Annotated in this window: 25 protein-coding genes and 1 pseudogene; 11 read left to right on the forward strand and 15 right to left on the reverse strand. The window is 65.7% G+C overall.

Annotated elements, in window-relative coordinates; genetic code table 11:
• Window position 1: 1 nt before the first annotated feature.
• The 6 genes from AOT83_RS02655 to AOT83_RS02680 are packed head-to-tail and all read right to left on the reverse strand — an operon-like array spanning window position 2 to window position 5,856.
• On the reverse strand, window positions 2-499 hold the full coding sequence (locus AOT83_RS02655; protein ID WP_057963817.1) for a MarR family transcriptional regulator: 498 nt from the start codon (window positions 497-499) through the stop codon (window positions 2-4).
• A gap of 15 nt (window positions 500-514) precedes the next feature.
• Window positions 515-1,288 (reverse strand): enoyl-CoA hydratase, encoded by a 774-nt coding sequence (locus AOT83_RS02660; RefSeq protein ID WP_030094638.1) that lies wholly within the window; start codon window positions 1,286-1,288, stop codon window positions 515-517.
• Window positions 1,285-2,166 (reverse strand): 3-hydroxyisobutyrate dehydrogenase, encoded by an 882-nt coding sequence (gene mmsB, locus AOT83_RS02665; protein WP_030094639.1) that lies wholly within the window; start codon window positions 2,164-2,166, stop codon window positions 1,285-1,287. The genes AOT83_RS02660 and mmsB overlap by 4 nt, the downstream gene beginning before the upstream one ends.
• The gene (locus AOT83_RS02670; protein WP_057963818.1) at window positions 2,163-3,194 is read right to left on the reverse strand and encodes an enoyl-CoA hydratase/isomerase family protein; all 1,032 of its coding nucleotides are present in this window, start codon (window positions 3,192-3,194) and stop codon (window positions 2,163-2,165) included. The genes mmsB and AOT83_RS02670 overlap by 4 nt, the downstream gene beginning before the upstream one ends.
• Window positions 3,191-4,339 (reverse strand): isobutyryl-CoA dehydrogenase, encoded by a 1,149-nt coding sequence (locus AOT83_RS02675; protein WP_030094641.1) that lies wholly within the window; start codon window positions 4,337-4,339, stop codon window positions 3,191-3,193. The genes AOT83_RS02670 and AOT83_RS02675 overlap by 4 nt, the downstream gene beginning before the upstream one ends.
• A gap of 11 nt (window positions 4,340-4,350) precedes the next feature.
• On the reverse strand, window positions 4,351-5,856 hold the full coding sequence (locus tag AOT83_RS02680; protein WP_057963819.1) for a CoA-acylating methylmalonate-semialdehyde dehydrogenase: 1,506 nt from the start codon (window positions 5,854-5,856) through the stop codon (window positions 4,351-4,353).
• 314 nt (window positions 5,857-6,170) lie between these two features.
• Between AOT83_RS02680 and AOT83_RS02685 the strand changes: the two genes are divergently transcribed.
• Window positions 6,171-7,022 (forward strand): Bax inhibitor-1/YccA family protein, encoded by an 852-nt coding sequence (locus AOT83_RS02685; RefSeq protein ID WP_030094643.1) that lies wholly within the window; start codon window positions 6,171-6,173, stop codon window positions 7,020-7,022.
• A 49-nt stretch (window positions 7,023-7,071) separates the two neighbouring features.
• Here the strand turns inward: AOT83_RS02685 and purT are convergent, their stop codons facing one another.
• From purT to AOT83_RS02705, 4 genes are all read right to left on the reverse strand, one after another.
• Window positions 7,072-8,271 carry a formate-dependent phosphoribosylglycinamide formyltransferase gene (purT, locus tag AOT83_RS02690; protein ID WP_057963820.1) on the reverse strand — a complete coding sequence of 400 codons (1,200 nt, stop codon included), beginning with the start codon at window positions 8,269-8,271 and terminating at the stop codon, window positions 7,072-7,074.
• A 90-nt stretch (window positions 8,272-8,361) separates the two neighbouring features.
• Window positions 8,362-9,579: an acetyl-CoA C-acetyltransferase gene (locus AOT83_RS02695; RefSeq protein ID WP_057963821.1), complete on the reverse strand. Its 1,218-nt coding sequence runs from the start codon at window positions 9,577-9,579 to the stop codon at window positions 8,362-8,364.
• Between the two features lie 141 nt (window positions 9,580-9,720).
• Window positions 9,721-10,188: a hypothetical protein gene (locus AOT83_RS02700; protein WP_057963822.1), complete on the reverse strand. Its 468-nt coding sequence runs from the start codon at window positions 10,186-10,188 to the stop codon at window positions 9,721-9,723.
• A gap of 38 nt (window positions 10,189-10,226) precedes the next feature.
• Entirely contained in the window at window positions 10,227-11,219 is a 993-nt protein-coding gene (locus AOT83_RS02705) for an SGNH/GDSL hydrolase family protein (RefSeq protein WP_030094647.1), read from the reverse strand.
• Window positions 11,220-11,409: 190 nt separating this feature from the next.
• On the opposite strand from AOT83_RS02705, the pseudogene AOT83_RS02710 reads away from it, so the two are divergent.
• From AOT83_RS02710 to AOT83_RS02725, 4 genes and pseudogenes are all read left to right on the forward strand, one after another.
• Window positions 11,410-12,497: pseudogene (locus AOT83_RS02710) on the forward strand (alpha/beta hydrolase).
• Window positions 12,498-12,554: 57 nt separating this feature from the next.
• Window positions 12,555-13,952, forward strand: a complete 1,398-nt coding sequence (locus tag AOT83_RS02715; RefSeq protein ID WP_030094649.1) for a cystathionine beta-synthase — start codon at window positions 12,555-12,557, stop codon at window positions 13,950-13,952.
• A 106-nt stretch (window positions 13,953-14,058) separates the two neighbouring features.
• Window positions 14,059-14,631: an RDD family protein gene (locus tag AOT83_RS02720; RefSeq protein WP_030094650.1), complete on the forward strand. Its 573-nt coding sequence runs from the start codon at window positions 14,059-14,061 to the stop codon at window positions 14,629-14,631.
• 63 nt (window positions 14,632-14,694) lie between these two features.
• Entirely contained in the window at window positions 14,695-15,867 is a 1,173-nt protein-coding gene (locus AOT83_RS02725) for a cystathionine gamma-synthase (RefSeq protein WP_057963823.1), read from the forward strand.
• 10 nt (window positions 15,868-15,877) lie between these two features.
• Here the strand turns inward: AOT83_RS02725 and AOT83_RS02730 are convergent, their stop codons facing one another.
• Together AOT83_RS02730 and AOT83_RS28095 are read right to left on the reverse strand one after the other, a co-directional pair.
• Window positions 15,878-16,549 carry a GPP34 family phosphoprotein gene (locus AOT83_RS02730; protein WP_030094652.1) on the reverse strand — a complete coding sequence of 224 codons (672 nt, stop codon included), beginning with the start codon at window positions 16,547-16,549 and terminating at the stop codon, window positions 15,878-15,880.
• Window positions 16,510-16,725, reverse strand: coding sequence for a hypothetical protein (locus tag AOT83_RS28095; RefSeq protein WP_227465411.1), 216 nt, complete (start codon window positions 16,723-16,725; stop codon window positions 16,510-16,512). Before AOT83_RS28095 ends, AOT83_RS02730 begins: the two co-directional genes overlap by 40 nt.
• Here AOT83_RS28095 and ilvA point away from each other — a divergent pair.
• The gene (gene ilvA, locus AOT83_RS02735) at window positions 16,687-17,835 is read left to right on the forward strand and encodes a threonine ammonia-lyase (RefSeq protein ID WP_232784325.1); all 1,149 of its coding nucleotides are present in this window, start codon (window positions 16,687-16,689) and stop codon (window positions 17,833-17,835) included. The genes AOT83_RS28095 and ilvA overlap by 39 nt on opposite strands.
• 127 nt (window positions 17,836-17,962) lie before the next feature.
• Window positions 17,963-18,871, forward strand: a complete 909-nt coding sequence (locus AOT83_RS02740) for a DUF559 domain-containing protein (RefSeq protein ID WP_057963824.1) — start codon at window positions 17,963-17,965, stop codon at window positions 18,869-18,871.
• 29 nt (window positions 18,872-18,900) lie between these two features.
• Here AOT83_RS02740 and greA read toward each other — a convergent pair whose 3' ends face one another.
• Both greA and AOT83_RS02750 read right to left on the reverse strand, forming a co-directional pair.
• Window positions 18,901-19,395, reverse strand: coding sequence for a transcription elongation factor GreA (gene greA, locus AOT83_RS02745; protein WP_030094655.1), 495 nt, complete (start codon window positions 19,393-19,395; stop codon window positions 18,901-18,903).
• 265 nt (window positions 19,396-19,660) lie between these two features.
• Window positions 19,661-20,080 carry a DUF4307 domain-containing protein gene (locus AOT83_RS02750; protein WP_030094656.1) on the reverse strand — a complete coding sequence of 140 codons (420 nt, stop codon included), beginning with the start codon at window positions 20,078-20,080 and terminating at the stop codon, window positions 19,661-19,663.
• 86 nt (window positions 20,081-20,166) lie between these two features.
• Between AOT83_RS02750 and mca the strand changes: the two genes are divergently transcribed.
• The 4 genes from mca to AOT83_RS02770 are packed head-to-tail and all read left to right on the forward strand — an operon-like array spanning window position 20,167 to window position 23,671.
• The gene (gene mca / locus AOT83_RS02755) at window positions 20,167-21,036 is read left to right on the forward strand and encodes a mycothiol conjugate amidase Mca (RefSeq protein ID WP_057963825.1); all 870 of its coding nucleotides are present in this window, start codon (window positions 20,167-20,169) and stop codon (window positions 21,034-21,036) included.
• Window positions 21,033-21,320: a hypothetical protein gene (locus AOT83_RS02760; protein ID WP_030094658.1), complete on the forward strand. Its 288-nt coding sequence runs from the start codon at window positions 21,033-21,035 to the stop codon at window positions 21,318-21,320. Before mca ends, AOT83_RS02760 begins: the two co-directional genes overlap by 4 nt.
• On the forward strand, window positions 21,310-23,286 hold the full coding sequence (locus AOT83_RS02765) for a thioredoxin domain-containing protein (RefSeq protein ID WP_081343698.1): 1,977 nt from the start codon (window positions 21,310-21,312) through the stop codon (window positions 23,284-23,286). The genes AOT83_RS02760 and AOT83_RS02765 overlap by 11 nt, the downstream gene beginning before the upstream one ends.
• 10 nt (window positions 23,287-23,296) lie before the next feature.
• A complete protein-coding gene (locus AOT83_RS02770; RefSeq protein ID WP_030094660.1) occupies window positions 23,297-23,671 on the forward strand; it encodes a nuclear transport factor 2 family protein in 375 nt (124 codons plus the stop codon).
• 16 nt (window positions 23,672-23,687) lie between these two features.
• Here AOT83_RS02770 and AOT83_RS02775 read toward each other — a convergent pair whose 3' ends face one another.
• A complete protein-coding gene (locus tag AOT83_RS02775) occupies window positions 23,688-24,362 on the reverse strand; it encodes a hemolysin III family protein (protein ID WP_030094661.1) in 675 nt (224 codons plus the stop codon).
• Between the last annotated feature and the right edge of the window lie 181 nt (window positions 24,363-24,543).

Consider the following 24,543-nt stretch of genomic DNA (forward strand, 5'->3'; position numbering starts at 1 on the left):
TTTAGCCGAAGTCGCCCGCGTCGCGTCGCAGGTGCGTCAGCACCGACACCAGCGTGCGGGTGCGTGAGGGTGAGAGCCCGATCTGTGCGAACACCTTGGCGTTCAGGTCGGTGGTCGCCACCGAACCATGATCGCGTCCGGCGTCCGTGATCTCCACCAGCGTGCCCCGTCCGTCGGCGGGGTTGGGCACTCGACGCACCAGCCCCGCCTCCTCCAGCCGGTCCACCGTGTTGGTCACCGAGGTGGGGTGAACCTGAAGTCGTGCACTGGCTTTAGCCATCGGCATAGAGCCAGCCCGGCTGAACGAGAGCAGCATCAGCAGCTCGTAGCGCGAGAAGGTCAAGCCGTGCGGGCGCAACACATCCTCGACCCGCGCCAGCATGATCTGGTGCGCACGCATCACCGACGTGACGGCGGCCATCCCATCGGCGACCTCACCCCAGCCGTTCTCGACCCAATGGCGATGGGCATCGTCGACGGGATCGAACGGCAGAGTCATGGTTCCGGCGAATCTTTACCGGTGACTGAAGTTGGCGGGGCGCTTCTCGACGAACGCGGCCATGCCCTCTGACTGGTCGGCGGTGCCGAATGCCGAGTGGAAAATCCTGCGCTCGAACAGCAATCCCTCGGTGAGGCTGGACTCGAAGGCCCGGTTGACGGCTTCCTTGGCCATCATCGAGGCCGACAGGGACATCTCGGAGATGGTCTTCGCGACGGCCTTGGCCTCGTCGAGCAGGCTCTCGGTGGCGACCACGCGTGACACCAGACCACTGCGCTCGGCCTCGGCGGCATCCATGTTGCGCCCGGTGAGGATCATGTCCATGGCCTTCGCCTTGCCGATGGCACGGGTGAGCCGCTGCGACCCGCCCATGCCGGGCAGCACGCCCAGCTTGATCTCGGGCTGCCCGAACTTGGCGTTCTCGGCGGCGATGATCAGGTCGCACATCATGGCCAGCTCACAGCCACCGCCGAGGGCGTATCCGCTCACCGCGGCGATCGTCGGAGTCCGTACCGCACCCAACTTGCCCCAGGCGGCGAAGAAGTCGGAGCCGAACATGTCGCTGAAGGACTGGTCGGCCATCTCCTTGATATCGGCACCCGCCGCGAATGCCTTCTCGCTACCGGTGATGATGATCGCCCCGATGCCCTGATCGGCATCGAATTCCGCTGCGGCGGTGGTGACCTCATTCATCACCTGTGAGTTCAGCGCGTTGAGCGCCTTGGGCCGGTTCAGGGTGATGACAGCGACGCGGTCGATCCGCTCGGTGAGGATGGTTTCGAAAGTCATGACGCTCCTTGGATTCGCGTGAAGATCGCCGAGAAGTCTAGGCCTGAGCCGCCGGAGGTATTGAAGTCGTCGTAGATGTGGGCGGCCGCGAGACCGAGCTGTGCATCAACGCCGTTGGTGCGCACCGCATTGGCGGCCAGCCCCAGGTCCTTGGCCATCAACGCGACCGCGAAGCCGGGTGTGTAGTCGCGATTGGCGGGGCTGGTGGGCACCGGGCCGGGCACCGGACAGTTCGATGTCAGTGCCCAGCACTGGCCCGAGGCGTTGGCGGCGACATCGAAAAGCGCCTGATGGCTCAGACCGAGCTTCTCGCCCAGCGCGAAGGCCTCGCTGATCGCGATCATCGACACCCCGAGGATCATGTTGTTGCAGATCTTCGCGGCCTGCCCCACACCGGGGCCGCCGCAGTGCACGATGCGCTTGCCCATGGCCCCCAGAATCGGTTCTGCGTCGGCGAACACCGCGTCATCGCCGCCCACCATGAACGTCAGGGTCGCCGCGGTGGCACCGGGCACGCCGCCGGAAACCGGTGCGTCGGCGAAGCGATGCCCGGCGGCCGTCGCCGCGTCATGTGCGGCGCGGGCGTCGGCCACATCGACGGTGGAGGAGTCGATGAACAGCGTGCCCGGTCGTGCTGCGGGCAGCAGCTCCTGGTACGCCGCGAGCACGTGCTCGCCCTTGGGCAGCATGGTGATCACCACATCGGCGTTCGCGGCTGCTGCCGCGCCGGACTCCGCCAGCGGCACACCGGCCTCGGTGGCGGCGGCGAGTGCCTGCTCGGACAGGTCGAAGGCGGCGACGGTATGCCCGGCCTTCGTGAGGTTGACCGCCATCGGTAACCCCATGTGGCCCAAGCCGATAAAGGCAATGTTTGTCATGACCACTCCAGGTCATCGCTGACCGGCTGGAAGAAGGCCTCGACATCGGCCGCGGTGACCTCTGCGAGTGCCTTCGGATTCCACTGCGGGTTGCGGTCCTTGTCGACCAGCTGCGCCCTGATGCCCTCGACGAGGTCGTGAGAGTTCACCGACTCGCTGGACACCCGGTACTCCTGCGTGAGAACTGCTTCCAGCGAGGGTAATTCGCGTGCCCGCCGCACCGCTGCGAGCGTTACCGACAAGGCGATGGGGGAGCGGGTCAGGATCTGATCGGCGGCCGCGCGGGCACGTTCGTCGCCATGAGCCTGCAGTGCCGCCACGATGTCGGCGACGGTGTCGGCGGCGTAGCACTCGTCGATCCAACTGCGTTGGGCCAAAAGGTCACTTGACGGAGCGATGGCACCGTGCACTGTGAGCGCGGTGGCGATATCGCTGTCGATGATGGCCTTGACGAACTTCTCAAGCCGGTCATGGGGCACGTAATGGTCGGCGAATCCCAGCGCGATGGCGTCGGCACCGGAGAAGGGGGCGCCGGTCAGTGCGGCGTGCAGTCCCAGCTGTCCCGGGGCGCGGGAAAGCAGATAGGTTCCGCCCACGTCCGGGATGAATCCGATGCCTACCTCGGGCATGCCGACCTTGGAGGTGTCGGTGACGATGCGGGTGTTGGCATGTCCAGCCACTCCGACGCCCCCACCCATCACAATGCCATCCATCAGCGCCACATACGGTTTCGGGAACCGGCCGACCTGCGCGTTGAGTTGGTACTCCTCGCGGAAGAAGCGGCGGGCCACCACGCCGTCGATCTTGGCGCTGTCGTGGATTTCCACCACGTCGCCTCCGGCGCACAGACCACGTTCCCCGGCGCCGGAAAGCACCACGGCGCGGATGTCGTCGTCGGACTCCCACTCGGACAGGGCTACCGACATCGCGGTGATCATGTCGTTGGTCAGTGAGTTGATGGCCTTGGGGCGGTTGAGCGTCAGCAGGCCGACGCCCTTTTCGACCCGCGTCTGGATCTGATCCGTCACGCCGGAAGCCCTTCCTGGATAAGCTTGCGGGACACGATGACTCGCATGATCTCGTTGGTTCCTTCCAGAATCTGGTGCACCCGTAGGTCGCGGACGATCTTCTCGATGCCGTACTCGGCCAGGTAGCCGTAGCCGCCGTGTAGCTGCAACGCCTCGTTGGCCACCGTGAAACCTACGTCAGTGGCGATGCGTTTGGCCATGGCACACAGCTCGGCCGCACGCGGATCGCCCTCGTGCACCGCGGAGGCCGCGCGCCAGACCATGGTGCGGGCAGATTCCAGCTCGGTGGCCATATCCGCGAGCCTGAACTGCAGTGCCTGGAACTTGATCAGCTCGTCACCGAATGCCTTGCGTGTGCGCAGGTACTCGATAACCTTCTCCAGTGCGGATCGGGCGCCCCCGAGTGAGCACGACGCGATGTTGAGCCGGCCGCCGTTGAGGCCGCGCATCGCGATGGTGAATCCGATGCCTTCTTCGCCGATCCGGTTGTCCACCGGAACCCGGACATCCTCGAAGATGACCTGCGCGGTGGGCTGGGCGTGCCAGCCCATCTTGCGTTCGGGGGGCCCGAAGGACAGCCCCGGCGTGTCCTTGGGCACCACGATGGTCGAGATGCCACGCGGGCCGGGGCCACCGGTGCGCGCCATCACCACGTAGAGATCCGCCGCTCCCGCGCCCGAGATGAACTGTTTGACGCCGTTGAGCACGTACTCGTCACCCTGTCGAACCGCGCTGGTCCGCAAGGCCGATGCGTCACTGCCGCATTCGGGCTCGGTAAGGCAGTAGGCCCCGATCGTCTCCATGGTGCACATCGAGGGCAGCCACCGTTGGCGCTGCTCCTCGTTGCCGAACTCGTCGATCATCCAGGCGGCCATGTTGTGGATGGAGATGAACGCCGAGACGGCGGAGCACCCGGTGGCCATCGCCTCGAAGATCAACGAGGCGTCCAGGCGGGTGAGCCCGGAGCCCCCGACATCGGGGTTGATGTAGATGCCACCCATGCCCAGTGCCGCGGCCTTCGGGAAAACCTCGACCGGGAAGTACTTGTCGCGGTCCCATTCCAGGGCGTGCGGCGCGATGTGGATGTCAGCGAATTCCCGTGCCGTATTCCAGATTTCGCGCTGCTCGTCGGTGAGATTGAACATGGACAGTCCACTCAGTCCATGGTGGGAATGACGAAGGAGGCGCCTTCCTTGGTGCCCGAGGGCCAACGCTGGGTGACCGTCTTGGTCTTCGTGTAGAACCGGATCGAGTCGGGCCCGTGCTGGTTGAGGTCGCCGAATCCGGATCGCTTCCAGCCACCAAACGTGTGGTACGCCACCGGAACCGGAATCGGCACATTCACGCCGACCATTCCGGTGTTGACCTTGGCGCAGAAGTCGCGTGCGGTGTCGCCGTCGCGGGTGAAGATCGCAACGCCGTTACCGAACTCATGCTCGGACGGCAGGCGCACGGCCTCGTCGTAATCCTTGGCGCGCACTACCGATACCACCGGCCCGAAGATCTCTTCCTTGTAGATGCGCATCTCGGGTGTCACGTGGTCGAAAAGTGATGCGCCGATGAAGAATCCATCCTCATGGCCAGCTACCTGGAGATCGCGGCCGTCCAGGACCAGCTCGGCTCCCTCGGCGATGCCGATATCGATGTAGTCGCGCACCCTCTTGAGGGCGTCAGCGCCCACCAGCGGGCCGAAGTCGACGCCCTCGTCGAGGGACGGCCCGACCACCAGCTCGCGGGCGCGCTTGGTCAGGCCGTCGACGAGCCGTTCGGCGGTGGACTCACCGACAGGTACCGCGACCGAGATCGCCATACAGCGCTCGCCGGCCGAGCCGTATCCCGCACCGATGAGCGCATCGATGGCCTGGTCGATGTCGGCGTCCGGCATGATGATCATGTGGTTCTTGGCGCCGCCAAAGCACTGGGCGCGTTTGCCGTTCGCGGTGGCGGTCTCGTAGATGTACTGCGCGATCGGGGTCGATCCGACGAAGCCGACGGCGGCGATACGCGGATCGTGCAGCAGCGCGTCGACGGCGGTCTTGTCACCGTTGACGACGTTGAAGACGCCGGGCGGCAGTCCTGCTTCGAGGAACAGCTCGGCAAGGCGCAGTGGCACCGACGGATCGCGTTCGGAGGGCTTGAGCACGAAGGCGTTTCCACATGCCAGTGCGGGCCCGGCCTTCCAGAGCGGAATCATGGCGGGGAAGTTGAACGGGGTGATACCCGCGACCACGCCCAGGGGCTGGCGGATGGAGTACACGTCGATACCCGTCCCCGCGCCGCTGGTGTACTCGCCCTTGATGAGGTGGGGGATGCCGGTGGCGAATTCGCAGACCTCGAGCCCGCGTTCGATATCGCCCTTGGCGTCGGCGTGTGTCTTGCCGTGCTCCTGGGACAGCATGGTGGCCAGGTCGTCGATCTCCGCGCGAACCAGGTCGACGAACTTGGCGAGGACCCGAGCGCGTTGCTGAGGGTTGCGGGCGGCCCAGCCGGGCTGAGCTTCGGCGGCGTTCGCGATGGCCGCTTCGACTTCGGAAACGTCTGCCAGCGGCACCTGCCGTACCGGCTTGCCCAACGTCGGGTCGTAGACGTCGGCATAGCGGCCGGAGGTGCCGGGGACGTGCTTACCGGCGACGAAATGTGACAGTTGCGGTAACGAACTCATGGTGTAGCCCCTTGGGAAACGGTTGGATATCCGGGAGGTCGGCACTTCTGAATCTAGTTGGACATCCATGTAATGTCTAGTAGGACTTCCAGCTAAAAACCCTGGTGCTCACAGGGATCTCACAGGGATTTGCCACAGCGGCAGGCCGTGAGCGGTACTGTGAGGCCACGACGTGGCCGGACAGTTCGGGAACCTGTGGCGTAAGCATGGAACTCTTGCACTTGCCTGCTCGTTAAACGTCCAGTTGACTTGTTTGACGTCATCCGCGGAGGCCGCATATCGCGGCACCGCACTTCCAGGAGAGGATCACGACGGTGCGAACCACCAGCAATCCCATTCTTCGGTCGCTGCCCGGAAAAGAGGGTGGCGGCTATGCGCAGTTCGGGTCGGGCGCTGCAGGTGCCGGTGCCATGGCGGCCCAGCAGCTGCGGCAGGACCCCTACACCGCGTACCCGGAGGCGCAGGCCGGCGTATCCCGGCCACTGACCATCGACGATGTGGTGACCAAGACCGGTATCACCCTCGGCGTGATCGTCGCCGTCGCCGCGGCCGCGTTCTTCTTGATCAGCTCCAACACCGGGCTGGCGCTGCCGTTCCTCGCGGTCGGCGGCATCGGCGGTTTCATCATGGTGATGATCGCCAGCTTCGGGCGTAAGCAGGACAACCCGGCGATCGTGCTGAGCTACGCGGCGCTCGAGGGCCTTTTCGTGGGTGCCATTTCGTTTGTCATTCCGGCCAGCGTGGGCGTCGGAGGTGCCAGCGCGGGCGCGCTGATCGGTCAGGCAGTCCTGGGCACCGTCGGTGTGTTCATCGGCATGCTCTTCGTGTACCGCTCGGGCGCCATCCGCGTGACGCCCAAGTTCCAGCGGATGCTGTTGGCCGCCCTGGTTGGTGTGCTGGTGCTGGCGCTGGGCAACCTGGTGCTCGGATTCTTCGGCATCGACATGGGTCTGCGCAGCGGTGGCCCGATCGCGATCATCTTCTCGCTGGTCTGCATCGGCATTGCCGCGTTCAGCTTCCTGGTCGACTTCGACGCTGCCGATCAGCTGGTGCGCGCCGGTGCGCCCGAGAAGGCCGCCTGGGGTATCGCCCTGGGGCTGGCCGTCACCCTGGTCTGGCTCTACGTCGAGATCCTGCGACTGCTGAGCTACTTCCAGAACGACTAGTTGTCGACAACAAAAAGGGCGCCCCGTTCGCGGGGCGCCCTTTTTCATGTCACCGAGAAACGCGGACCCTGCCCGCGGCCTCGGCGGCATTGCGCCGCGCGGTCTCCACGTCCGGGTCGTACGCCAGGGCCACTCCCATACGGCGGGTGACGAAACTCTCCGGTTTCCCGAACAACCGCAGATCGGTGCGCGGCACGGCCAGGGCGGCCTCGAGCCCATCGAACACGACACCTTCCGCGTCGACCCCGCCATAGATCACCGCGCTGGCACCCGGGGTCTTCAACGACGTGTCGACGGGAAGCCCGAGGATGGCGCGCGCGTGCAGTTCGAACTCGTTCTGCCACTGCGTGATCATGGTGACCATGCCCGTGTCGTGCGGGCGGGGGCTCACTTCGCTGAAGTACACCTGATCGCCCTTGACGAACAGTTCGACGCCGAAAATTCCCTGCCCGCCCAGGTTTTCGGTGACAGCACGTGCGATGTGCTGTGCACTCTGCAGGGCTTCATCCGACATGGGGTGCGGCTGCCAGCTCTCGACGTAGTCGCCGTTGGCCTGCCGGTGCCCGATCGGCGCGCAGAAGCTGGTCTCGATCTCTCCGCTGTCTCCCAGCGCCCTGACCGTCAACTGCGTGATCTCATAATCGAAGTCGACGAATCCCTCGACGATCACGCGGTTGTTGGTTACCCGGCTACCCGCCATCGCGTAGTCCCAGGCCTTCTCGACATCGGCCGGTCCGTCGAGCTTGCTCTGTCCCTTGCCGGAGCTGCTCATCAGCGGCTTGACTACGCACGGGTACCCGATACCGCCGTCGATCGCGGCTTGCAGCTCGGCCAGTGAGTTACAGAATTGGTAAGGGCTGGTGGGTAATCCGAGTGTCTCTGCGGCCAGGCGCCGGATGCCCTCGCGATCCATGGTGAGCCGGGCAGCGCGGGCGGTGGGGATTACCCGTACCGTGCCCTCGGCCTCCAGGGCCTCCAAGGTGGCGGTGGCGATCGCCTCGATCTCGGGAACCACCAGGTCGGGTTTTTCGGCCTCGATCAGGGCGCGCAGCTGCTCGGGGTCGGTCATCGAGATGACGCGCGCGTGGTGAGCGATCTGGTGCCCGGGGGCGTTCTCGTAGCGATCGACGGCGATGGTCTCGACGCCCAGGCGTTGCAGGGCGATCAGCACCTCACGGCCGAGCTCGCCGGCGCCGAGCAGCATGACCCGTGTCGCACGCGGTGACAGGGGAGTTCCGATAGTGGTCATCGCGACTGAACTTTAGTAGCAACGAGACCGAGGTTGTGGCGGGAACGTCTGAGACGAACCCACCACAACCTCGGTCTCGTTGTGAACGAACTAGGAGAGGCGCTCGATGACCATTGCCATACCCTGGCCGCCGCCGACACACATGGTCTCGACACCGAAGGTCTTGTCGTAGGTGGTCAGGTTGTTGAGCAGGGTGGCGGTGATACGCGCACCGGTCATACCGAACGGGTGGCCCAGCGCGATCGCACCGCCGGAGACGTTGAGCTTGTCTTCGTCGATACCGAGCTCACGAGCCGAGCCCAGCACCTGCACCGCGAACGCCTCGTTGATCTCGAACAGGTCGATATCGCCAATCGTCTTGCCGGCGTTCGCCAGTGCGCGCTTTACGGCCTCGATCGGGCCCAGGCCCATGATCTCCGGGGACAGACCGGACACGCCGGTGGACACGATGCGCGCCAGCGGGGTCAGGCCCAGCTCCTTGGCGCGGGTGTCGCTCAGGATGACCAGCGCGGCCGCGCCGTCGTTGAGCGGGCAGGCGTTACCGGCGGTGATGGTGCCGTTGGGGCGGAAAACCGGCTTCAGCTGGCTGATCGCTTCGTAGGTGGTGCCGGCGCGCGGGCCGTCGTCCTTGGACACGACGGTGCCGTCGGCCAGGGTCACCGGGGTGATCTCACGCTCGAAAAAGCCGTCAGCGATGGCCTTTTCGGCCCGGTTCTGACTGCGCACGCCCCAGTGGTCCTGGTCCTCGCGGCTGATGCCGGTGTGCAGCGCCACGTTCTCGGCGGTCTGGCCCATCGCGATGTAGACATCGGGGGTCAGGCTGTCGTTACGCGGGTCATGCCATTCGGTGGCACCCTGCGCGGCAGTGGCGGTGCGGGCCTCGGCATCGGCGTACAGCGGGTTGTGGCTGTCCGGCCAGCCGTCGGAGGTGCCCTTCGGGAAACGTGAAACCGTCTCCACGCCAGCGGAAATGAAGGCGTGGCCTTCGCCGGCCTTGATGGCATGCAGCGCCATGCGGGTGGTCTGCAGCGAGGACGAGCAGTAGCGGTTGACGGTGGTACCGGGCAGGAAGTCGTAGCCCAACTGCACCGCTACCGCGCGACCGATGTTGAAACCGGCCTCACCACCGGGCTGACCGCAGCCCAGCATCAGGTCGTCGATGTCCTTGGGGTCCAGTGCGGGCACCTTGTCGAGGGCGGCGCGCACCATCTGCGCGGCCAGGTCATCCGGCCGCATGCTCACCAGCGAGCCCTTGCCGGCTCGCCCGATCGGGGAGCGGGCAACGGAAACGATCACGGCTTCGGGCATGAAAACTCCTGAATATAGGGGAATTAGTACTGGTTCTACTCCCCTGGAATCTAATGCAGGGATGCAGCGGGCAGGTCGTCGGCCCGGGCGGTAGGCAGGTATGCGGCCGATGACATGCGTCGGGCGACGTACACGACCGTGCTAGCGGGCATAGGCCTGCGCACGCACCGGTAGCCAGACGAGCGCGACCAGGGCAACGCCGCCGATGCCCAGCGGTACATCGCCGATCAGATGCATGTGATGCGTCGGCGCGAGAGCCATGATCGCCATCGACAGCATGTGCAATGACTCGCACACAAGGAACACATCGACGGCCGCGCGGTACTTGACGGGATCGCCCCCAGCCACGGCTAGACAGATTCCAAGCCCGATGTTGAGCGCCGCGATCATGACCACGTACTCGAATCCGCCACCCGCGCCCCAGGCGCCCAGTTTCCCGATCGTCGAGTGGTGCTCGTTCGCCAGTGGTGTGCTGGCCAAGGGCACTGCGATCAGGAAGAACACCACGAAGAAGAGGCCGGTGGTGCGCAGCACAAACGGCACCAGCGGTGAGTGGATATCGCCTAGTCGCCAGCCAGTACGACGATTGCCGCCGACATGAGTTCCCATGATTCGAAGCTAGTACACCGATCGGTCTACCGTCAACGTCAGACGTTTACCGCTTCCTGTTCGGAATGCTGGTTGACCGCGACCCCGATCTCCGCGGCGCTGCGCCGCCAGATCCGTCCCAGGACGCGTATCCGGGCACTCATGGTCTGCGATTCCGCGGCGGCGGACACCCACGGCAAATCGGGGATGGGTCCGCCCGTCCACTCGCCGAGGGCATGCGCGACAGCCGGCAGCAGTAGACGCGCTGCCAGTGCATATCCGGCTGCCGAGGGGTGGTAGTGGTCGTCGGCGAACATCTCTTCGGGCGCCTGCAGAAATTCCGGTGACAGCAGATCAGCAAGCGGAACCGGCACCCCGCCGGAGGCTCGCACCGCTGCCGCCTGGAAATGCGCCAGGCGTAGCCCGCGCGAGCGCACCACCGCGCGCAAAGGCTGCGGTATGGCGGTGATCACCCCGAAATCGGGGCAGGTACCCACCACCACGGCCGAGCCGGCCATGCGCAGTCGCCGGATCGCGTCGCCCAGTCGCTGCGCGGAGGCACGCACCGCGTTGAGCGAGGTCACGTCGTTCGCGCCGATCATGATCACGGCGAGATCCGGCGGCGGGCCAATGATCGACATGGCATCGATCTGGGCGGCCAGCCCCTTGGACGTCGCACCCGATATCGCCTTGGTGGACAGCCGGATTCGTTTCCCGGACTCTTCGGCCAAACCGCGGGCCAGCAGCACTCCCGGTACCTCGTCGGGTATGTGGCAGCCGTATCCGGTGGCGGTGGAGTCTCCGAAAATTGCCAGGTGCAGGTCGAATTCCACGCCCCGGCTGTACCTGGTCACGGGGCCGCCGCCCTGCACGTACACGCCGTCGGCAACCGGGGGAGCGTCGTGAGTCTTCGGGATCACCAGGCGAACCTGCCTGGCCTGCGCGTTCAGAAAGCTGTACGCCCCCCAGAGCCCGGTACCCATCGCTGCGCCCGCGGCCCCGGTGCTCAGGGCTGCCCAGATCGTCCGTCTGCGTGTGGCGAGGATGCTCACGGTGGCTATTTTCACGGAAGGCGACACACCGCGCCAGTCCTCTGACCAGCATCACGCGAAATGAGGCGTGGACGATGCGGTATCGAAAGCGGTTCGTTGCCTGTTGATAGGTATAGTCCATCGGACGCTAGCTGGCAGCTAGCAGTCTGAAGCGTCACAGGACACTGGCTAGGCAAAGGAGCCTGAACAGATGACCGCACCGAAGCGCGCCCCCGAGTACGGGCCTGCAGGGTCGATGGGATCTTCCCTGAACACGCTGGTACGCGCCTTTCCGATGAGCGATGGCGCCGCAGTCGAAGTGATCGAGGACGCGGCGAGTCTGGCCGCGCGGGTCCTCGGATTCGGTGTCCGGATGACGGTGCGCACGGTCCTGCAGATCGGCAGCCACGCCCCCACGCTCCCGTACCCGTTTGGACTGATCGAAGAGCTGGGCCGTTTCCTGGTTCCCCCGCGCGGCACGGTCAAGGCGACGGTGACGCTGCCGAACACCAATGCGCGGTTGATTCGCGCCAAGGGTGTCGGTCCGGTGGACGGAACCGGACGCGTGGTCTTGTACCTGCACGGCGGCGCGTTCATCGTGGGTGGTCCAAACACCCACAGCGCCTTGGTGTCCACCATCTCCCAGCACGCCGACGCACCGTGTCTGCTGGTCGACTACCGGATGCCCCCCAAGGCCTCCCTGGACCAGGCGATCGACGACTGCCTGGACGGGTACCGCTGGCTGCGTGGGCAGGGGTACGCGCCGGAGCAGATCGTGTTCGCGGGCGATTCGGCCGGCGGTTTTCTCTCGGTCGCGGTGGCCCAGCGGCTGCTCGCAGAGGACGGTGAGGTGCCGGCCGCGCTGGCCCTCATCTCGCCGCTGATCGAGCTGGACCCTGCGCCCAAGGTGGCGCATGAGAACGCCAAGACCGATGTGATGCTGCCGCCCAACTGTTTTGAGGCGCTGCAGAAGATCCTCACCAAGGCCGGCGGCGGCATCCCGCCCCAGGAGATCATCGACAAGGTCGACAGCCGGATGCCACAGACTCTGGTGCATTGCTCCGGCTCGGAGGTGCTGCTGTACGACGCGCGCCTGCTGGGCCGACGCCTCGCCGAGCAGGGTGTGCCGGTAGAGATCAAGGTCTGGCCCGGTCAGATGCACGTCTTCCAGGTGGCCACCAAGGTCGTGCCCGAGGCCAAGAGGTCCCTGGCACAGATCGGCCAGTACATCCGCGACGCGGTGCCCGAGACTTCCTCGGCACTTCCTCGGCCGAGTTCGTCGCACCCGCGGCGGTTTGATCCCTCCGTTAGCTCCCCTGTGCGCGGGCCGGCCGCCGGTCTAATAGCGTTACCGGTATGCGCATTGCCCAGCATGTCTCCGATCTGATCGGTAACACCCCCCTTGTCCAGCTCAACTCGGTGGTGCCCGGGGGCGGCGCGGTCGTGGCGGCCAAGATCGAGTACCTCAATCCCGGCGGTAGCTCCAAGGACCGCATCGCCGTCAAGATGATCGAGGCGGCCGAGGAGGCGGGTCTGCTCAAGCCCGGTGGCACCATCGTCGAGCCCACATCGGGCAACACAGGAGTCGGCCTTGCGCTGGTGGCCCAGCGCAAGGGCTATCACTGCGTGTTCGTGTGCCCCGACAAGGTCAGCGAAGACAAGCGGAATGTGTTGCGGGCCTACGGGGCCGAGGTCGTCGTGTGCCCCACGGCCGTACCGCCGGAGCACCCGGACAGCTACTACAACGTCTCGGACCGTTTGGTGCGTGAGATCGAGGGCGCCTGGAAGCCCGATCAGTACTCCAACCCGAACGGACCGGCCAGCCACTACGAAACCACCGGACCGGAGATCTGGGCCGACACCGACGGCAAGATCACCCATTTCGTGGCCGGAGTGGGGACCGGAGGAACCATCACCGGTGCGGGCCGGTACCTCAAGGAGGTCTCGGGAGGCGCGGTGAAGGTCGTCGGCGCGGATCCGGAGGGTTCCGTGTACTCCGGCGGGACGGGCCGCCCCTACCTCGTCGAGGGTGTGGGAGAGGACTTTTGGCCCACCGCCTACGACCCCAGCGTGGTCGATGAGGTCATCGCGGTATCGGATGCCGACTCGTTTGAGATGACACGCCGGCTCGCGCGCGAAGAGGGGTTGCTGGTCGGCGGTTCCTGCGGCATGGCCGTGGTGGCGGCAATTCGACTGGCCGAGAAGGCCGGACCCGACGCCGTGATCGTGGTCCTGCTGCCGGACGGTGGCCGGGGATACCTGTCCAAGGTGTTCAACGACTCCTGGATGTCCTCCTACGGCTTCCTGCGCAGCCGCCTCGACGGCAGCAAGTCCGAGCCCACTGTCGGCGATGTGTTGCGTGGAAAGTCCGGCGCGCTACCGGATTTGGTGCACACCCACCCGTCGGAGACGGTGCGCGACGCCATCGAGATCCTGCGTGAGTACGGCGTGTCGCAGATGCCCGTCGTCGGCGCCGAACCGCCCGTCATGGCCGGTGAGGTCGCCGGGTCGGTGTCCGAAAGGGAGCTGCTGTCAGCGGTATTCGAGGGCCGGGCGCAACTCGCCGACGCCGTGTCCCAGCACATGAGCCCGCCGTTGCCACTGGTCGGTTCTGGCGAGCCGCTGAGCACCGCGGGGTCCATGCTGCGCGACACCGATGCGGTGATGGTTATCGACGAGGGCAAGCCCGTCGGTGTCATTACCCGCCATGACCTGCTCGGATTTGTGTCCTCTGGTAGAGGCGTGCGGCACTGAATTTGGTCCCAAATCGTTTCACAGAAGCCAACCTGTGGAAACGCTGAAAGCGTAATGTCCTCTGTTGCTCGACGCTCATGCGTGCCATACGAACTGGAGGACAACCGTGACTGAAGTTCCACCACCCTTGCCGCAGGATCCGGGCGGTTACCCGCCCCCTCCGCCGGCAGCCGGTGCACCAGGTCTACCGGGCGGCAATTTCGAAATCTGGCTCCGGCGTGTCGGTGCCTACATCATCGACGTCATTCCGGTGGCTCTGCTGAGCGGTATCGGCGGCGGAATCGCGGGCGGAACCGCTACGACCGCTGATTGCATCGGCGAGTCCTACGGCGACCCCATGACCGGCGGAATGAGCTACATGAGCTGCCAGCCGGAGTACACCGGCGTCGGCTGGGCCGCCTACATTCTGTTCACCCTCGCGGCGATCGCGTTCGCGGTGTGGAACTGGGGCCTGAAGCAGGGCACCACCGGATCGAGCATCGGCAAGGGCTTGCTCGGTATCCGGGTGCTGGGTGAGGCGACCGGCCAGCCGATCGGATTCGGCATGTCCGTGGTCCGCCAGATCGCGCACTTCCTGGACGCGGTCATCTGTTACATCGGCTTCCTGCTGCCGCTGTTCACGGCCAAACGGCAGACGATCGCCGACATGCTAGTGAAGACCGTGGTCGTTCCCAAGTAGAAGTAACCCGTTTGGCGGCGTTGGGCTGTCTCACCTCACGCGGTCCGTATAGGCTCGGACCCGATGAGTGAGCAGCGCAGCGCCGCCGACGCGTCTCGGTGGCAAGGGTTTTCCACACGGGCCATCCATGGCGGTTTCCATGCCGATCCGCAGACCGGTGCGGTCAACGTGCCGATCTATGCCAGCTCGACCTTCGCCCAGGATGGCGTTGGCCAGCTGCGGGGCGGATTCGAGTACGCGCGCACCGGCAACCCGACCCGAGCGGTTCTTGAAGCTTCGTTGGCCGCATTGGAGGACGCTCACTTCGGCAGGGCATTCGCATCGGGCATGGCGGCCACCGACTGCGTGCTGCGCGCGCTGTTGCGCCCCGGCGATCACCTGATCATCCCCAACGACGCCTACGGCGGCACCTTCCGCCTGATCGACAAGGTGTTCTCGCAGTGGGGAATTAGCCACACACCTGTTCCGGTGGCCGATGTCGACGCCATTCGCACCGCCATAACCCCCCAGACCAAGCTGATCTGGCTGGAGACACCCACCAATCCGCTGCTGAGCATCGCCGATATCGCGGCCGTGGCCCAGGTGGCTGCCGAGCATTCCCTGAAGCTCTTGGTGGACAACACCTTCGCGTCGCCGGCGCTGCAGCAGCCGCTGAATCTCGGTGCTGATATCGCGTTGCATTCCACCACCAAATACATTGGCGGACACTCCGATGTGGTGGGTGGCGCCCTGCTCACCAACGACGAGGAATTGGATACCGCCTTTGCCTTCCTGCAGAACGGGTCGGGCGCGGTGCCCGGTCCGTTCGATGCCTATCTGACCTACCGGGGCATCAAGACATTGGCCTTGCGCATGCAGCGGCACAGCGAGAACGCTCAAGCGGTCGCCGAGTTCCTGGCGGGGCACCCCGCGGTCGCGAACACCATCTACCCGGGCCTGGACCGTCATCCCGGACATGCGGTGGCTGCCAAGCAGATGCGCGCATTCGGCGGCATGATCAGCGTGCGCCTCGCTGGCGGGCGGCAGGCCGCACTCGATTTGTGCTCGCGAACAGAGCTTTTCATTCTCGCTGAATCCTTGGGCGGTGTGGAGTCGCTGATCGAGCATCCGGGCGCCATGACACACGCGTCGACCGCCGGATCGCTGCTGGAGGTACCCGAGGACCTGGTGCGGTTGTCCGTGGGCATCGAAGAGGTTGGCGACTTGATCGGCGATCTCGAACAAGCCTTGCGCTAGGCGCGCCGCGTCAGTTCATCGAGTGCAGGGCCGCGGAGATCACCGCGCCGGTCACGGCAAGATTGACCGCCGGACCACGATTGTCGCGGACCTGGGCGGCCCAGCCGCCGTCGGCGATGGTCTGCGACCACCGGGACACCTGCTGCTTGCCGACGGGGTCCAGGCTCAGTATCGCGTCGAATCCGTTGACCCCGTGCAGTACTGCGATGATCGCGGCCGTGCTGGGAGCGGGCGGGGCGTAGTGGAACAACACATCCGTGACGCCCTGTCGCACCGCGTTCGCACGTTCGTTGTTGGTCACCGGCCAGTACTTCTCCGGGAAGAGCCGGCTGCCCATGCGAACCGTGTGGATATCCCCGGTGATCTCCAGTCTGTGCAACATCTGGGAGTTGACGCCGCGACCGACCTTGGTGATCGCCTCGGTCGGGCTCATCGGCCGTCGCCGCAGCCGGTGCACCGCCCTGTCGAGCACGGGATCCCCGATATCGGGCGCCTGCAGCACCAGCAGATCACCGGCCTTCCCTGGCTCACCGTGGGTGGCCGGCCGGACGCGTTGCGCCAGAGCAAGATCCAGAATGATCGCGGCGGCGAGGGCCTGCGTGCGCCGATCCTTGTCCAGCAGAGGCCGTCCGGAGGCATTGTTCAGCAACAGAAGCAGGAGGTCCTCCGCAATCTGTGGCATGAGGGGACAATAGCGGCAGAACTGGTGACATGATGCGTGGCATGGGCATCCAGGCAGCGGGAGCAACAGGGTTGGTGACGGTCCAGGAGATCCAGGAGGTGGCTGAGCGGCTCGCTCCTGTGATGCGGCGCACACCGGTGGTGGCTTTTCGGGCGCTCAGTGAACGCTGCGGTCACGAGGTGCGGCTCAAATGCGAAAACCTGCAACGCACAGGATCTTTCAAACCGCGTGGCGCCTACAACCGGATCAGCCTGCTGCCCGACGACCAGCGGGTGAACGGCGTGGTGGCCGCCAGCGCGGGTAATCACGCCCAGGGTGTGGCCTGGGCCGCGACCACGCTCGGCATCCCGTCCACGGTGTTCATGCCGGTAGGGGCCGCGCTGCCCAAGATCGTCGCGACCCGCGCGTACGGCGCCACGGTGCACCTCACCGGCACGACCATCGACGAAGCGCTGTTGGCCGCGACGGAGTTCGCGGCGGAGACCGGTGCGGTGCTCATCCACCCCTTCGACCATCGGGACGTCGTGGCCGGGCAGGCCACCGTCGGGCTGGAGATTCTGGAGCAGCTTCCCGATGTGGGCACCATCGTGGTGCCTGCGGGCGGCGGCGGGCTGGTCGCGGGTATCGCCGCGGTAGTGAAGGCGGCCCGGCCCGAGGTGCGGATCATCGCGGTCCAGGCCGCGGGTGCGGCCGCCTGGCCGGTGTCACTGCAAGCGGGGCATCCGGTGGCGCTGGAATCCATGGAGACCATGGCGGACGGCATTGCGGTAGGCAAGCCAGGAGCGGTGCCGTTCGAGCATGTGGCCGCGCTGGTCGATGACGTGGTCACGGTCAGTGAGGAGGCGCTGTCGCGCGGGCTGCTGCTGTGCCTGGAGCGGGCCAAGCTGGTGGTGGAGCCCGCCGGCGCTGCCGCGGTGGCGGCACTGCTCACGCTGTCCGCCGAGGAGCTGGACCTGCGCGGCCCGGTATGTGCGGTGCTTTCGGGCGGAAACATCGATCCGCTGCTGCTCACCCACGTCATCACCCACGGTCTGCGGGCGGCCGGACGCTATCTGACGGTGCGTGTCACCGTCGCGGACGCACCGGGCGGTCTGTCGGGTCTACTCGACGTGTTCCGGGCGTCAGGAGCCAGCGTTGTCGACGTGACCCACTGGCGTAACAGCGAGCGTCTGCGTCTGGGTGAGGTGGATGTGCTGGCGACCGTCGAAACGCGGGGCCCAGAACACCGTCAGGCCGTCCTTGACGCAATCGTCGCGGCGGGCCTGACGGTCCAGGAAGAGCGGTAGCTGCCCAGTCCAGCCCAGGCCTCGGTCGAGTGCGAGCCAGGCGCGGTTTTCGGCCTGATTTTCCACGTGAGGCTCGCACTCGATCAGTGCAGGTGGCTTGTCGGTCGTTGGTGTGATGCTGCGGGCTATGGGGGAGATTCCGTGGCCGTTCCGCTCCAGCGAGATGCTTTCCACCGGAGCAATGACCGAGCACTACATGCGCACCCGATACCGGCAGCTGTATCCGGGCATCTACGTTCCGCGTGATGCGGAGGTGTGCGCCAGACAGCGCGCACACGCGGCGTGGTTGTGGACCGCGCGCAGTGGCGTGATCGCCGGGGTGGCGGCATCGGCCGTACATGGTGCCAAGTGGGTCGGCGCCGGTGTGACTGTCGACCTGATCCATCGTCACCACAAGATCGCGAGCGGCCTACAGATCCATCGAGATATCTTGACAGACAACGAGGTTGATCGCGTCGAGGGGCTTGCCGTCACAAGTCCTGCGCGCACCGCGTTCGATGTGGGTAGGTGGTTGCCGCAGGCCGCGGCCGTCGAGCGGATAGACGCCCTCATGGCGGCGACCGGCCTGGCGACTGCGCAGGTCGAGGACGTCATGAAGATGCACAAAGGGGCCCGCGGCCTGGCTCTGTTGAAGAGCACGTTGGCACTGGTTGACGGAGGTTCCGAATCGCCGCAGGAGACTAAAACCCGACTGCTGTTGGTGAAATCGGGGTTTCCGCCGCCGCAGACGCAGATACGTGTGTTCAACCGCTATGGCGATTTCATCGCCCGTATCGACATGGGGTGGGAGGACCTGAAGGTTGGTGTCGAATTCGATGGAGCTCAACACTGGTTGGACTCCCGTCAACGGTCTCGTGACATCGATCGGGCTTCAGAGCTGGCGGACGAGGGTTGGGTGATCGTGCGAGTGAGTGCCGACATGCTTCGTCACCGAGCTGGCACTGTGGTTGCTCGCGTAGATGAGGCGCTCAGAAATGCTGCCCAGTCCACAATGAGAGCGAGCCTCACACGGATTTCCGGTCAGATCTCCGCGTGAGGCTCGTGCTCGACGAACTATGGAAGCAATCAGTCGTGGTAAGGCTCGGCGCTGACGAGCGTCACCTTGACCTCGGCGCCGTTGGGCACGGTGTAGCTGCGGGTCTCGCCGACCTTGGCGTCGATGAGTGCGCCACCCAGCGGTGAGCTGGGGGAGTAAACCTCGAGCTTGCCGTCCTTGACGCCCTCCTGGCGGGTGGCGATGAGGAAGGTCTCGGTGTCGTCCTTGTCTCCGTCGTAGTAGACCTTCACGACCGAGCCGGGCAGCGCGATACCGGACTGCGTCGGGACCTCACCGACCTTCGCGTTGTTGAGTAGCTCTTGCAGCTGACGGATGCGCGCTTCCTGCTGGCCCTGCTCTTCGCGTGCGGCGTGGTAGCCGCCGTTCTCGCGCAGGTCTCCCTCTTCGCGGCGCTCGTTGATCTCGGCGGCGATGACGGGGCGGTTGGCGATCAGTTGGTCGAGTTCCGCCTTGAGCCGATCATGTGACTCCTGGGTCAGCCAGGTCACCTGGGTGTCGGTCATGGTGCAGGTACTCCTTGTCTCAGGCCAGCAACGTCCACTGGCGCTCATCTATCGGGTGCCGGGTCGGGTGCATTGCTGCGGGTTTGACTGTCCAAAATGCAGCAATACACGGTCCCAGCAGGGATCCGTGTATCCGTCCAGCATACCACTGTCGCTGTGATGTTCAGCCTATTTTTGGACGAGGTTTGCCCGATGTGAACGTTGCCGACGTGTGTCTGTCGGCCCCCAGCGTGGTCCGATGACGCCGATCGTCAGGAAATCGGCGTCAGGATGCGACCAGATACGGCGGAACCGCAAGGCTGCAGCCGTAGACATCTCCGGTCACCGGGGGATGAGTGGTCTTCACCAGGGCTGTGACCGGCACCGATCGCTGTGACGACGGCGGCACCAGCACCTCGCGTCGTCCGGTCTCGTTCCCATCGATGGACCGTGCCCGCAGGATGCAGACCGCCGGCCGCGACGGATCTTTCCGTTCCACCGAGGCCGTGACCGATACCGTGGACGAGTCCACGAGCTTGTAGGCGGAAAGTTCGCCCTTGACGTCTCCGGGGCCCAATCGGGCATATCCGATCGCGGCGATCGCGACTCCGGCCACGATGACCAAGGCGGTCAGCCCGACCGCGATCCAGCGGCCGCGGTTGGGCTTGGCGGGCTTGGTGCCGTAACGGTCCTCTGGTCGCTGCACGGGTCAACGGTATGACGGGTATACCCGGGATGAAACGATGGGGGCGCGAGAACAGTGACGGCTGACAGAAAGAGGCGGGCGCACGGGTGACCGGATGGCGATTGATGGCGGTGCACGCCCACCCCGATGACGAGGCCAGCAAGGGTGCCGCGACCACGGCGCGGTACGCCGCCGAGGGCAACGACGTCATCGTGGTGACGCTGACGGGCGGCGAGCGCGGCGACATCCTCAACCCGGCGATGGACCGCCCCGAGGTGGCCGCGAACATCGGAACCATCCGTCGCGAGGAGATGGCCAAGGCGGCGGCCGAGCTGGGTGTGCAACACCGCTGGCTGGGGTATGTCGACTCGGGCCTTCCGCAGGGCGACCCGCTGCCCCCGCTGCCCTCGGATTCGTTTGCATTGGTGCCCATCGAGGAGCCGATCGCCAAGCTGGTCGCGGTGATCCGGGAGTTCCGGCCACATGTCATGACCACCTACGACGAGAACGGCGGCTACCCGCACCCGGATCACATCCGGTGCCACGAGGTGTCGATGGCCGCCTTCGAGGCCGCTGCGGACCCGGAGCAGTTCCCCGAGGCCGGCGAGCCGTGGACCGTCAGCAAGATCTACTACAACCACGGATTCATGCGGGCGCGCATGCAGTTGCTCAACGATGAGTGCAAGAAGCACGGATACAAAGGGCCATTCGACGAATGGCTTGAGCGCTGGCCGGCCGATGACGACGTCTTTGATCGCCGGGTGACCACCCGGGTGCCCTGCGCCGACTTCTTCGATGCCAGGGATGCCGCGTTACGCGCGCACGCGTCTCAAATTCCGCCGGACAGTAGCTTTTTCGCGGTCCCGCGTGAATTCGAGCGGCGGCTGTGGCCCACCGAGGATTTCGAGCTCGCCAAATCACGCGTGCCGACGAGCACCCCCGAGGACGATTTGTTCGCAGGAGTTGAGGCCAAATGATGTTGATGGATGCCGTGCTGGTGCTCGCCGACGAGAAGAGCCCGAGCAACATCGGGCCGGATTTCGGCAAGGCGGGCCCGTTCGGTCTGACGGTGGTGGTGCTGCTGCTGGTGGGCACCTTCTTTCTGATTCGGTCAATGAACGCGCATCTGCGCAAGCTGCCGGAGACGTTTGACCCCGAACATCCCGAGCCTGATCAGGCCGTCGACGACGGCACCGTCGGGGCCGCCGACGAACCCGAAAAGCCTTCGGGTTCTGCCGATCAGCGGGGCGATGACCGTTAACCGGCTCGGCGAGGCGACCAGCCCATACCTGCGCCAGCACGTCGACAATCCTGTGCACTGGCAGCAGTGGACGCCAGAGGCATTGCAGGAAGCGCAGTCTCGCGATGTGCCCATCTTGTTGTCGATCGGGTATGCGGCCTGCCATTGGTGTCATGTGATGGCCCACGAGTCCTTCGAGGACGACGAGGTGGCTGCCGTCATGAACGCCGGTTTCGTCAACATCAAGGTTGACCGCGAGGAGCGTCCCGATTTGGACGCCGTCTACATGAACGCCACCGTTGCGATGAACGGGCAGGGCGGCTGGCCGATGACGTGTTTCCTCACCCCGGACGGACGGCCCTTCTATACCGGCACGTACTACCCGAAACAGGGCTTTCTGCAGTTACTTTCGGCGGTTCGTGAAACCTGGGAGCAGCGCCGCGACGAGGTGGAAGAGGCGGCCTCGAGCATCACCGGCCAGCTGCAGGCGATGTCTGGCCGCCTGCCTGCCGGGCCCGGCGTGGATGTCGGGCTGTGCGATACCGCCATCGCGGCGATTCTGCCCGCGGAAGACGTGCGCTTCGGCGGATTCGGCGGGGCGCCGAAGTTTCCGCCGTCGGCCCTGCTGGAGGCACTGCTGCGCGGATACGAACGCACGGCGGACGCGGCGGTGCTCGGCGTGGTGACCCGCACGGCGACGGCGATGGCGCGTGGCGGCATCTACGACCAACTGGCCGGGGGCTTCGCGCGGTACAGCGTGGACGCGGCCTGGGTGGTGCCGCACTTCGAGAAGATGCTGTACGACAACGCGCTGCTGCTGCGGGTCTACGCGCACTGGGCCCGCCGTACCGGCGATGCCCTGGCGCGGCGAATCGCCTCCGAGACGGCCGATTTCCTGCTGAATGAGCTGCGGGTGGGTGAGTTGTTCGTCTCATCGCTGGACGCCGACGCCGCGGGCTCCGAGGGCTCCACCTATGTGTGGACACCCGAACAACTCGCCGAGGTGCTGGGTGTCGAGGATGGCGATTGGGCGGCAACGCTTTTCGAGGTGACCGCGGCGGGCACCTTCGAGCACGGCAGTTCGGTGCTACAGCTTCTGCAGGATCCCGATGACGTTGACCGGTGGCAGGACGTGCGCACAGCCTTGCTGGCGGCGAGGTTGCAGCGCGTGCAGCCGGGCCGTGACGACAAGGCCGTCACCGCCTGGAACGGGCTGACCATCACCGCGCTCGTCGAAACCTCGATCGCGCTGGATCGCGACGATCTATTGGATGCGGCGGCGAGATGCGCCGCCAGGCTGCTGGAGCTGCATCTGCGTGAGGGGCGTTTGCGCCGCGCGAGTCTGGGTGGGCAGGTCTCCGACGGGGACGGCGTGCTGGAGGATTACGGCACCCTTGCGACGGGTCTGCTGTCGCTGCATCAGGCGACCGGTCAATGGCGTTGGCGCGAGGCCGCCACCGCGTTGCTCGACACCGCGCTCGATCATTTCGCCGATCCGGAATCGCCTGGTGCGTGGTTCGACATCGCCGACGATGCCGAGCAGCTGGTGCTGCGGCCCAGCGATCCCCTGGACGGCGCGACCCCATCCGGGGCGTCCTCGGTGACCGAGGCGCTGCTCACCGCCGGGTACCTGCTGGAGGACTCGCGCTACCGGGAAGCCGCGCATGCCTCGCTGTCGGCGGCGTCGATGGCACTGGCGCGCGCTCCACGGTCGGCCGGTCACTGGCTGGCGGTGGCCGAGGCCGCGGTGCGGGGCCCGATCCAGGTGGCGGTGGCCTGTGATCCGGAGAACTCACCGCTGCTGCGGCAGGCCCGGCAGTCGGCGCCTGGGGGAGCAATTGTGGTTGGCGGGGTGAAGGATTCAAGCGAGTTGCTACGCGACAGGGGGCCGGTGGCCGATGCCGAAGCCGCCTACGTGTGCCGGGGTACCGTCTGCGATCTCCCGGTCACCGGGACCCAACAATTAGACGCGGCGTTGGGTAGGTAGCGTCCGGGGCATGACCGTTACCCGCGAACAAGTTCTCGCCGTCGTCCAGAGCTATTGCGATCTGCTCACCACGGGCACCGCGGCGCAGATCGCCGACCTCTACGCCGACGATGCGACCGTCGAGGATCCGCTGGGCGCTGACGTACTCAAGGGCCGTGAGGCGATCCAGGGTTTCTACGCCGCCATCGAACCGCTGGACCGTCATGGCGACCTCAAGCTGGTGCGGGCCACCAACAACGAGGCCGCGTTCCACTTCGAGCTGACCATCAAGCACGAGAACGGTGGCATGGTCATCGCACCGATCGACGTGATGACCTTCAACGACGAGGGCAAGATCAGCTCGATGCGGGCCTTCTGGACCCAGGACGACATCAAGCAGCTCTAGCCTTCCCGGGGAGCCGCTACGAGAAGACGGCGAACCAGACGGCGATGTAGTGGCACGTCGCGGCGATGACCGTCGCCGCATGGAAGAACTCGTGGTGGCCGAAGTGCAGCGGCCACGGGTTGGGCCATTTCGCGGCGTACAGGATTGCGCCGATGCTGTACAGGGCGCCGCCGACGATCAGCAGCACCACCGCGGGCACCCCGGCGCCATTCAGCAGCGTGGGGAAGAAGCCGACCGCTACCCAACCGAGCAGCAGGTACAGCGGCACTCCCACCCAGCGCGGTGCCGTCGGCCAACACATCTTCAGAATCACGCCGGCGAGCGCGCCGCCCCACACGATGGCGAGCACCAGGTTGCCTTCGGAGGGCGGCATCGCCAGCATCGCAAAGGGTGTGTAGCTGCCCGCGATGAAGACGAAGATCATCGAGTGATCGAGCCGCTTCATCCAGGTGCGTGTGGTCTGGGATTTCCAGTTCACCCGGTGATAGGCGGCGCTCACCCCGAAGACACCCAGCACCGTCAGGCTGTAGATGGCGGTGGCCAGTCCGGCCTGCGGTGAGCGCACCGACCACGCGACCGACACCAGCACGATTCCCGTGACGATGGCGATCACGCAGGCATAGAAATGGATCCAGCCGCGTGCCTTGGGTTTGATCGGCAGGGTCTCGATACCGCCGACAAGCGCTGCCATCGGGAGCGAGAGCTCGGAGGTCGGTGCTTCGGGTGCAGGAGACTCATCGGTGCCGGTGCCTCTTCGCGCAAGCTGGGGGTCCCGCCCGCCTGCGGGGGCCTCATCGGTCTGCATGCGTCACAGTATCCCTTCCCCGTCCAAACCCAGTTTGTGAATGTTGTGTGCAGATCGATATCTGCTG

This window comes from Mycobacteroides sp. H001, from assembly GCF_001440005.1.
GTDB lineage: Bacteria > Actinomycetota > Actinomycetes > Mycobacteriales > Mycobacteriaceae > Mycobacterium > Mycobacterium gwanakae.

Excerpts from the sequence above, each read along its gene's own strand:
- AOT83_RS02655 (WP_057963817.1), bottom strand. The coding sequence starts at position 499 with ATGACTCTGCCGTTCGATCCCGTCGACGATGCCCATCGCCATTGGGTC.
- AOT83_RS02660 (WP_030094638.1), bottom strand. The coding sequence starts at position 1,288 with ATGACTTTCGAAACCATCCTCACCGAGCGGATCGACCGCGTCGCTGTC.
- mmsB (WP_030094639.1), bottom strand. The coding sequence starts at position 2,166 with ATGACAAACATTGCCTTTATCGGCTTGGGCCACATGGGGTTACCGATG.
- AOT83_RS02675 (WP_030094641.1), bottom strand. The coding sequence starts at position 4,339 with ATGTTCAATCTCACCGACGAGCAGCGCGAAATCTGGAATACGGCACGG.
- AOT83_RS02680 (WP_057963819.1), bottom strand. The coding sequence starts at position 5,856 with ATGAGTTCGTTACCGCAACTGTCACATTTCGTCGCCGGTAAGCACGTC.
- purT (WP_057963820.1), bottom strand. The coding sequence starts at position 8,271 with ATGACCACTATCGGAACTCCCCTGTCACCGCGTGCGACACGGGTCATG.
- AOT83_RS02695 (WP_057963821.1), bottom strand. The coding sequence starts at position 9,579 with ATGCCCGAAGCCGTGATCGTTTCCGTTGCCCGCTCCCCGATCGGGCGA.
- AOT83_RS02700 (WP_057963822.1), bottom strand. The coding sequence starts at position 10,188 with ATGGGAACTCATGTCGGCGGCAATCGTCGTACTGGCTGGCGACTAGGC.
- AOT83_RS02715 (WP_030094649.1), top strand. The coding sequence starts at position 12,555 with ATGCGCATTGCCCAGCATGTCTCCGATCTGATCGGTAACACCCCCCTT.
- AOT83_RS02725 (WP_057963823.1), top strand. The coding sequence starts at position 14,695 with ATGAGTGAGCAGCGCAGCGCCGCCGACGCGTCTCGGTGGCAAGGGTTT.
- AOT83_RS02730 (WP_030094652.1), bottom strand. The coding sequence starts at position 16,549 with ATGCCACAGATTGCGGAGGACCTCCTGCTTCTGTTGCTGAACAATGCC.
- AOT83_RS02740 (WP_057963824.1), top strand. The coding sequence starts at position 17,963 with ATGGGGGAGATTCCGTGGCCGTTCCGCTCCAGCGAGATGCTTTCCACC.
- greA (WP_030094655.1), bottom strand. The coding sequence starts at position 19,395 with ATGACCGACACCCAGGTGACCTGGCTGACCCAGGAGTCACATGATCGG.
- AOT83_RS02760 (WP_030094658.1), top strand. The coding sequence starts at position 21,033 with ATGATGTTGATGGATGCCGTGCTGGTGCTCGCCGACGAGAAGAGCCCG.
- AOT83_RS02765 (WP_081343698.1), top strand. The coding sequence starts at position 21,310 with ATGACCGTTAACCGGCTCGGCGAGGCGACCAGCCCATACCTGCGCCAG.
- AOT83_RS02770 (WP_030094660.1), top strand. The coding sequence starts at position 23,297 with ATGACCGTTACCCGCGAACAAGTTCTCGCCGTCGTCCAGAGCTATTGC.
- AOT83_RS02775 (WP_030094661.1), bottom strand. The coding sequence starts at position 24,362 with ATGGCAGCGCTTGTCGGCGGTATCGAGACCCTGCCGATCAAACCCAAG.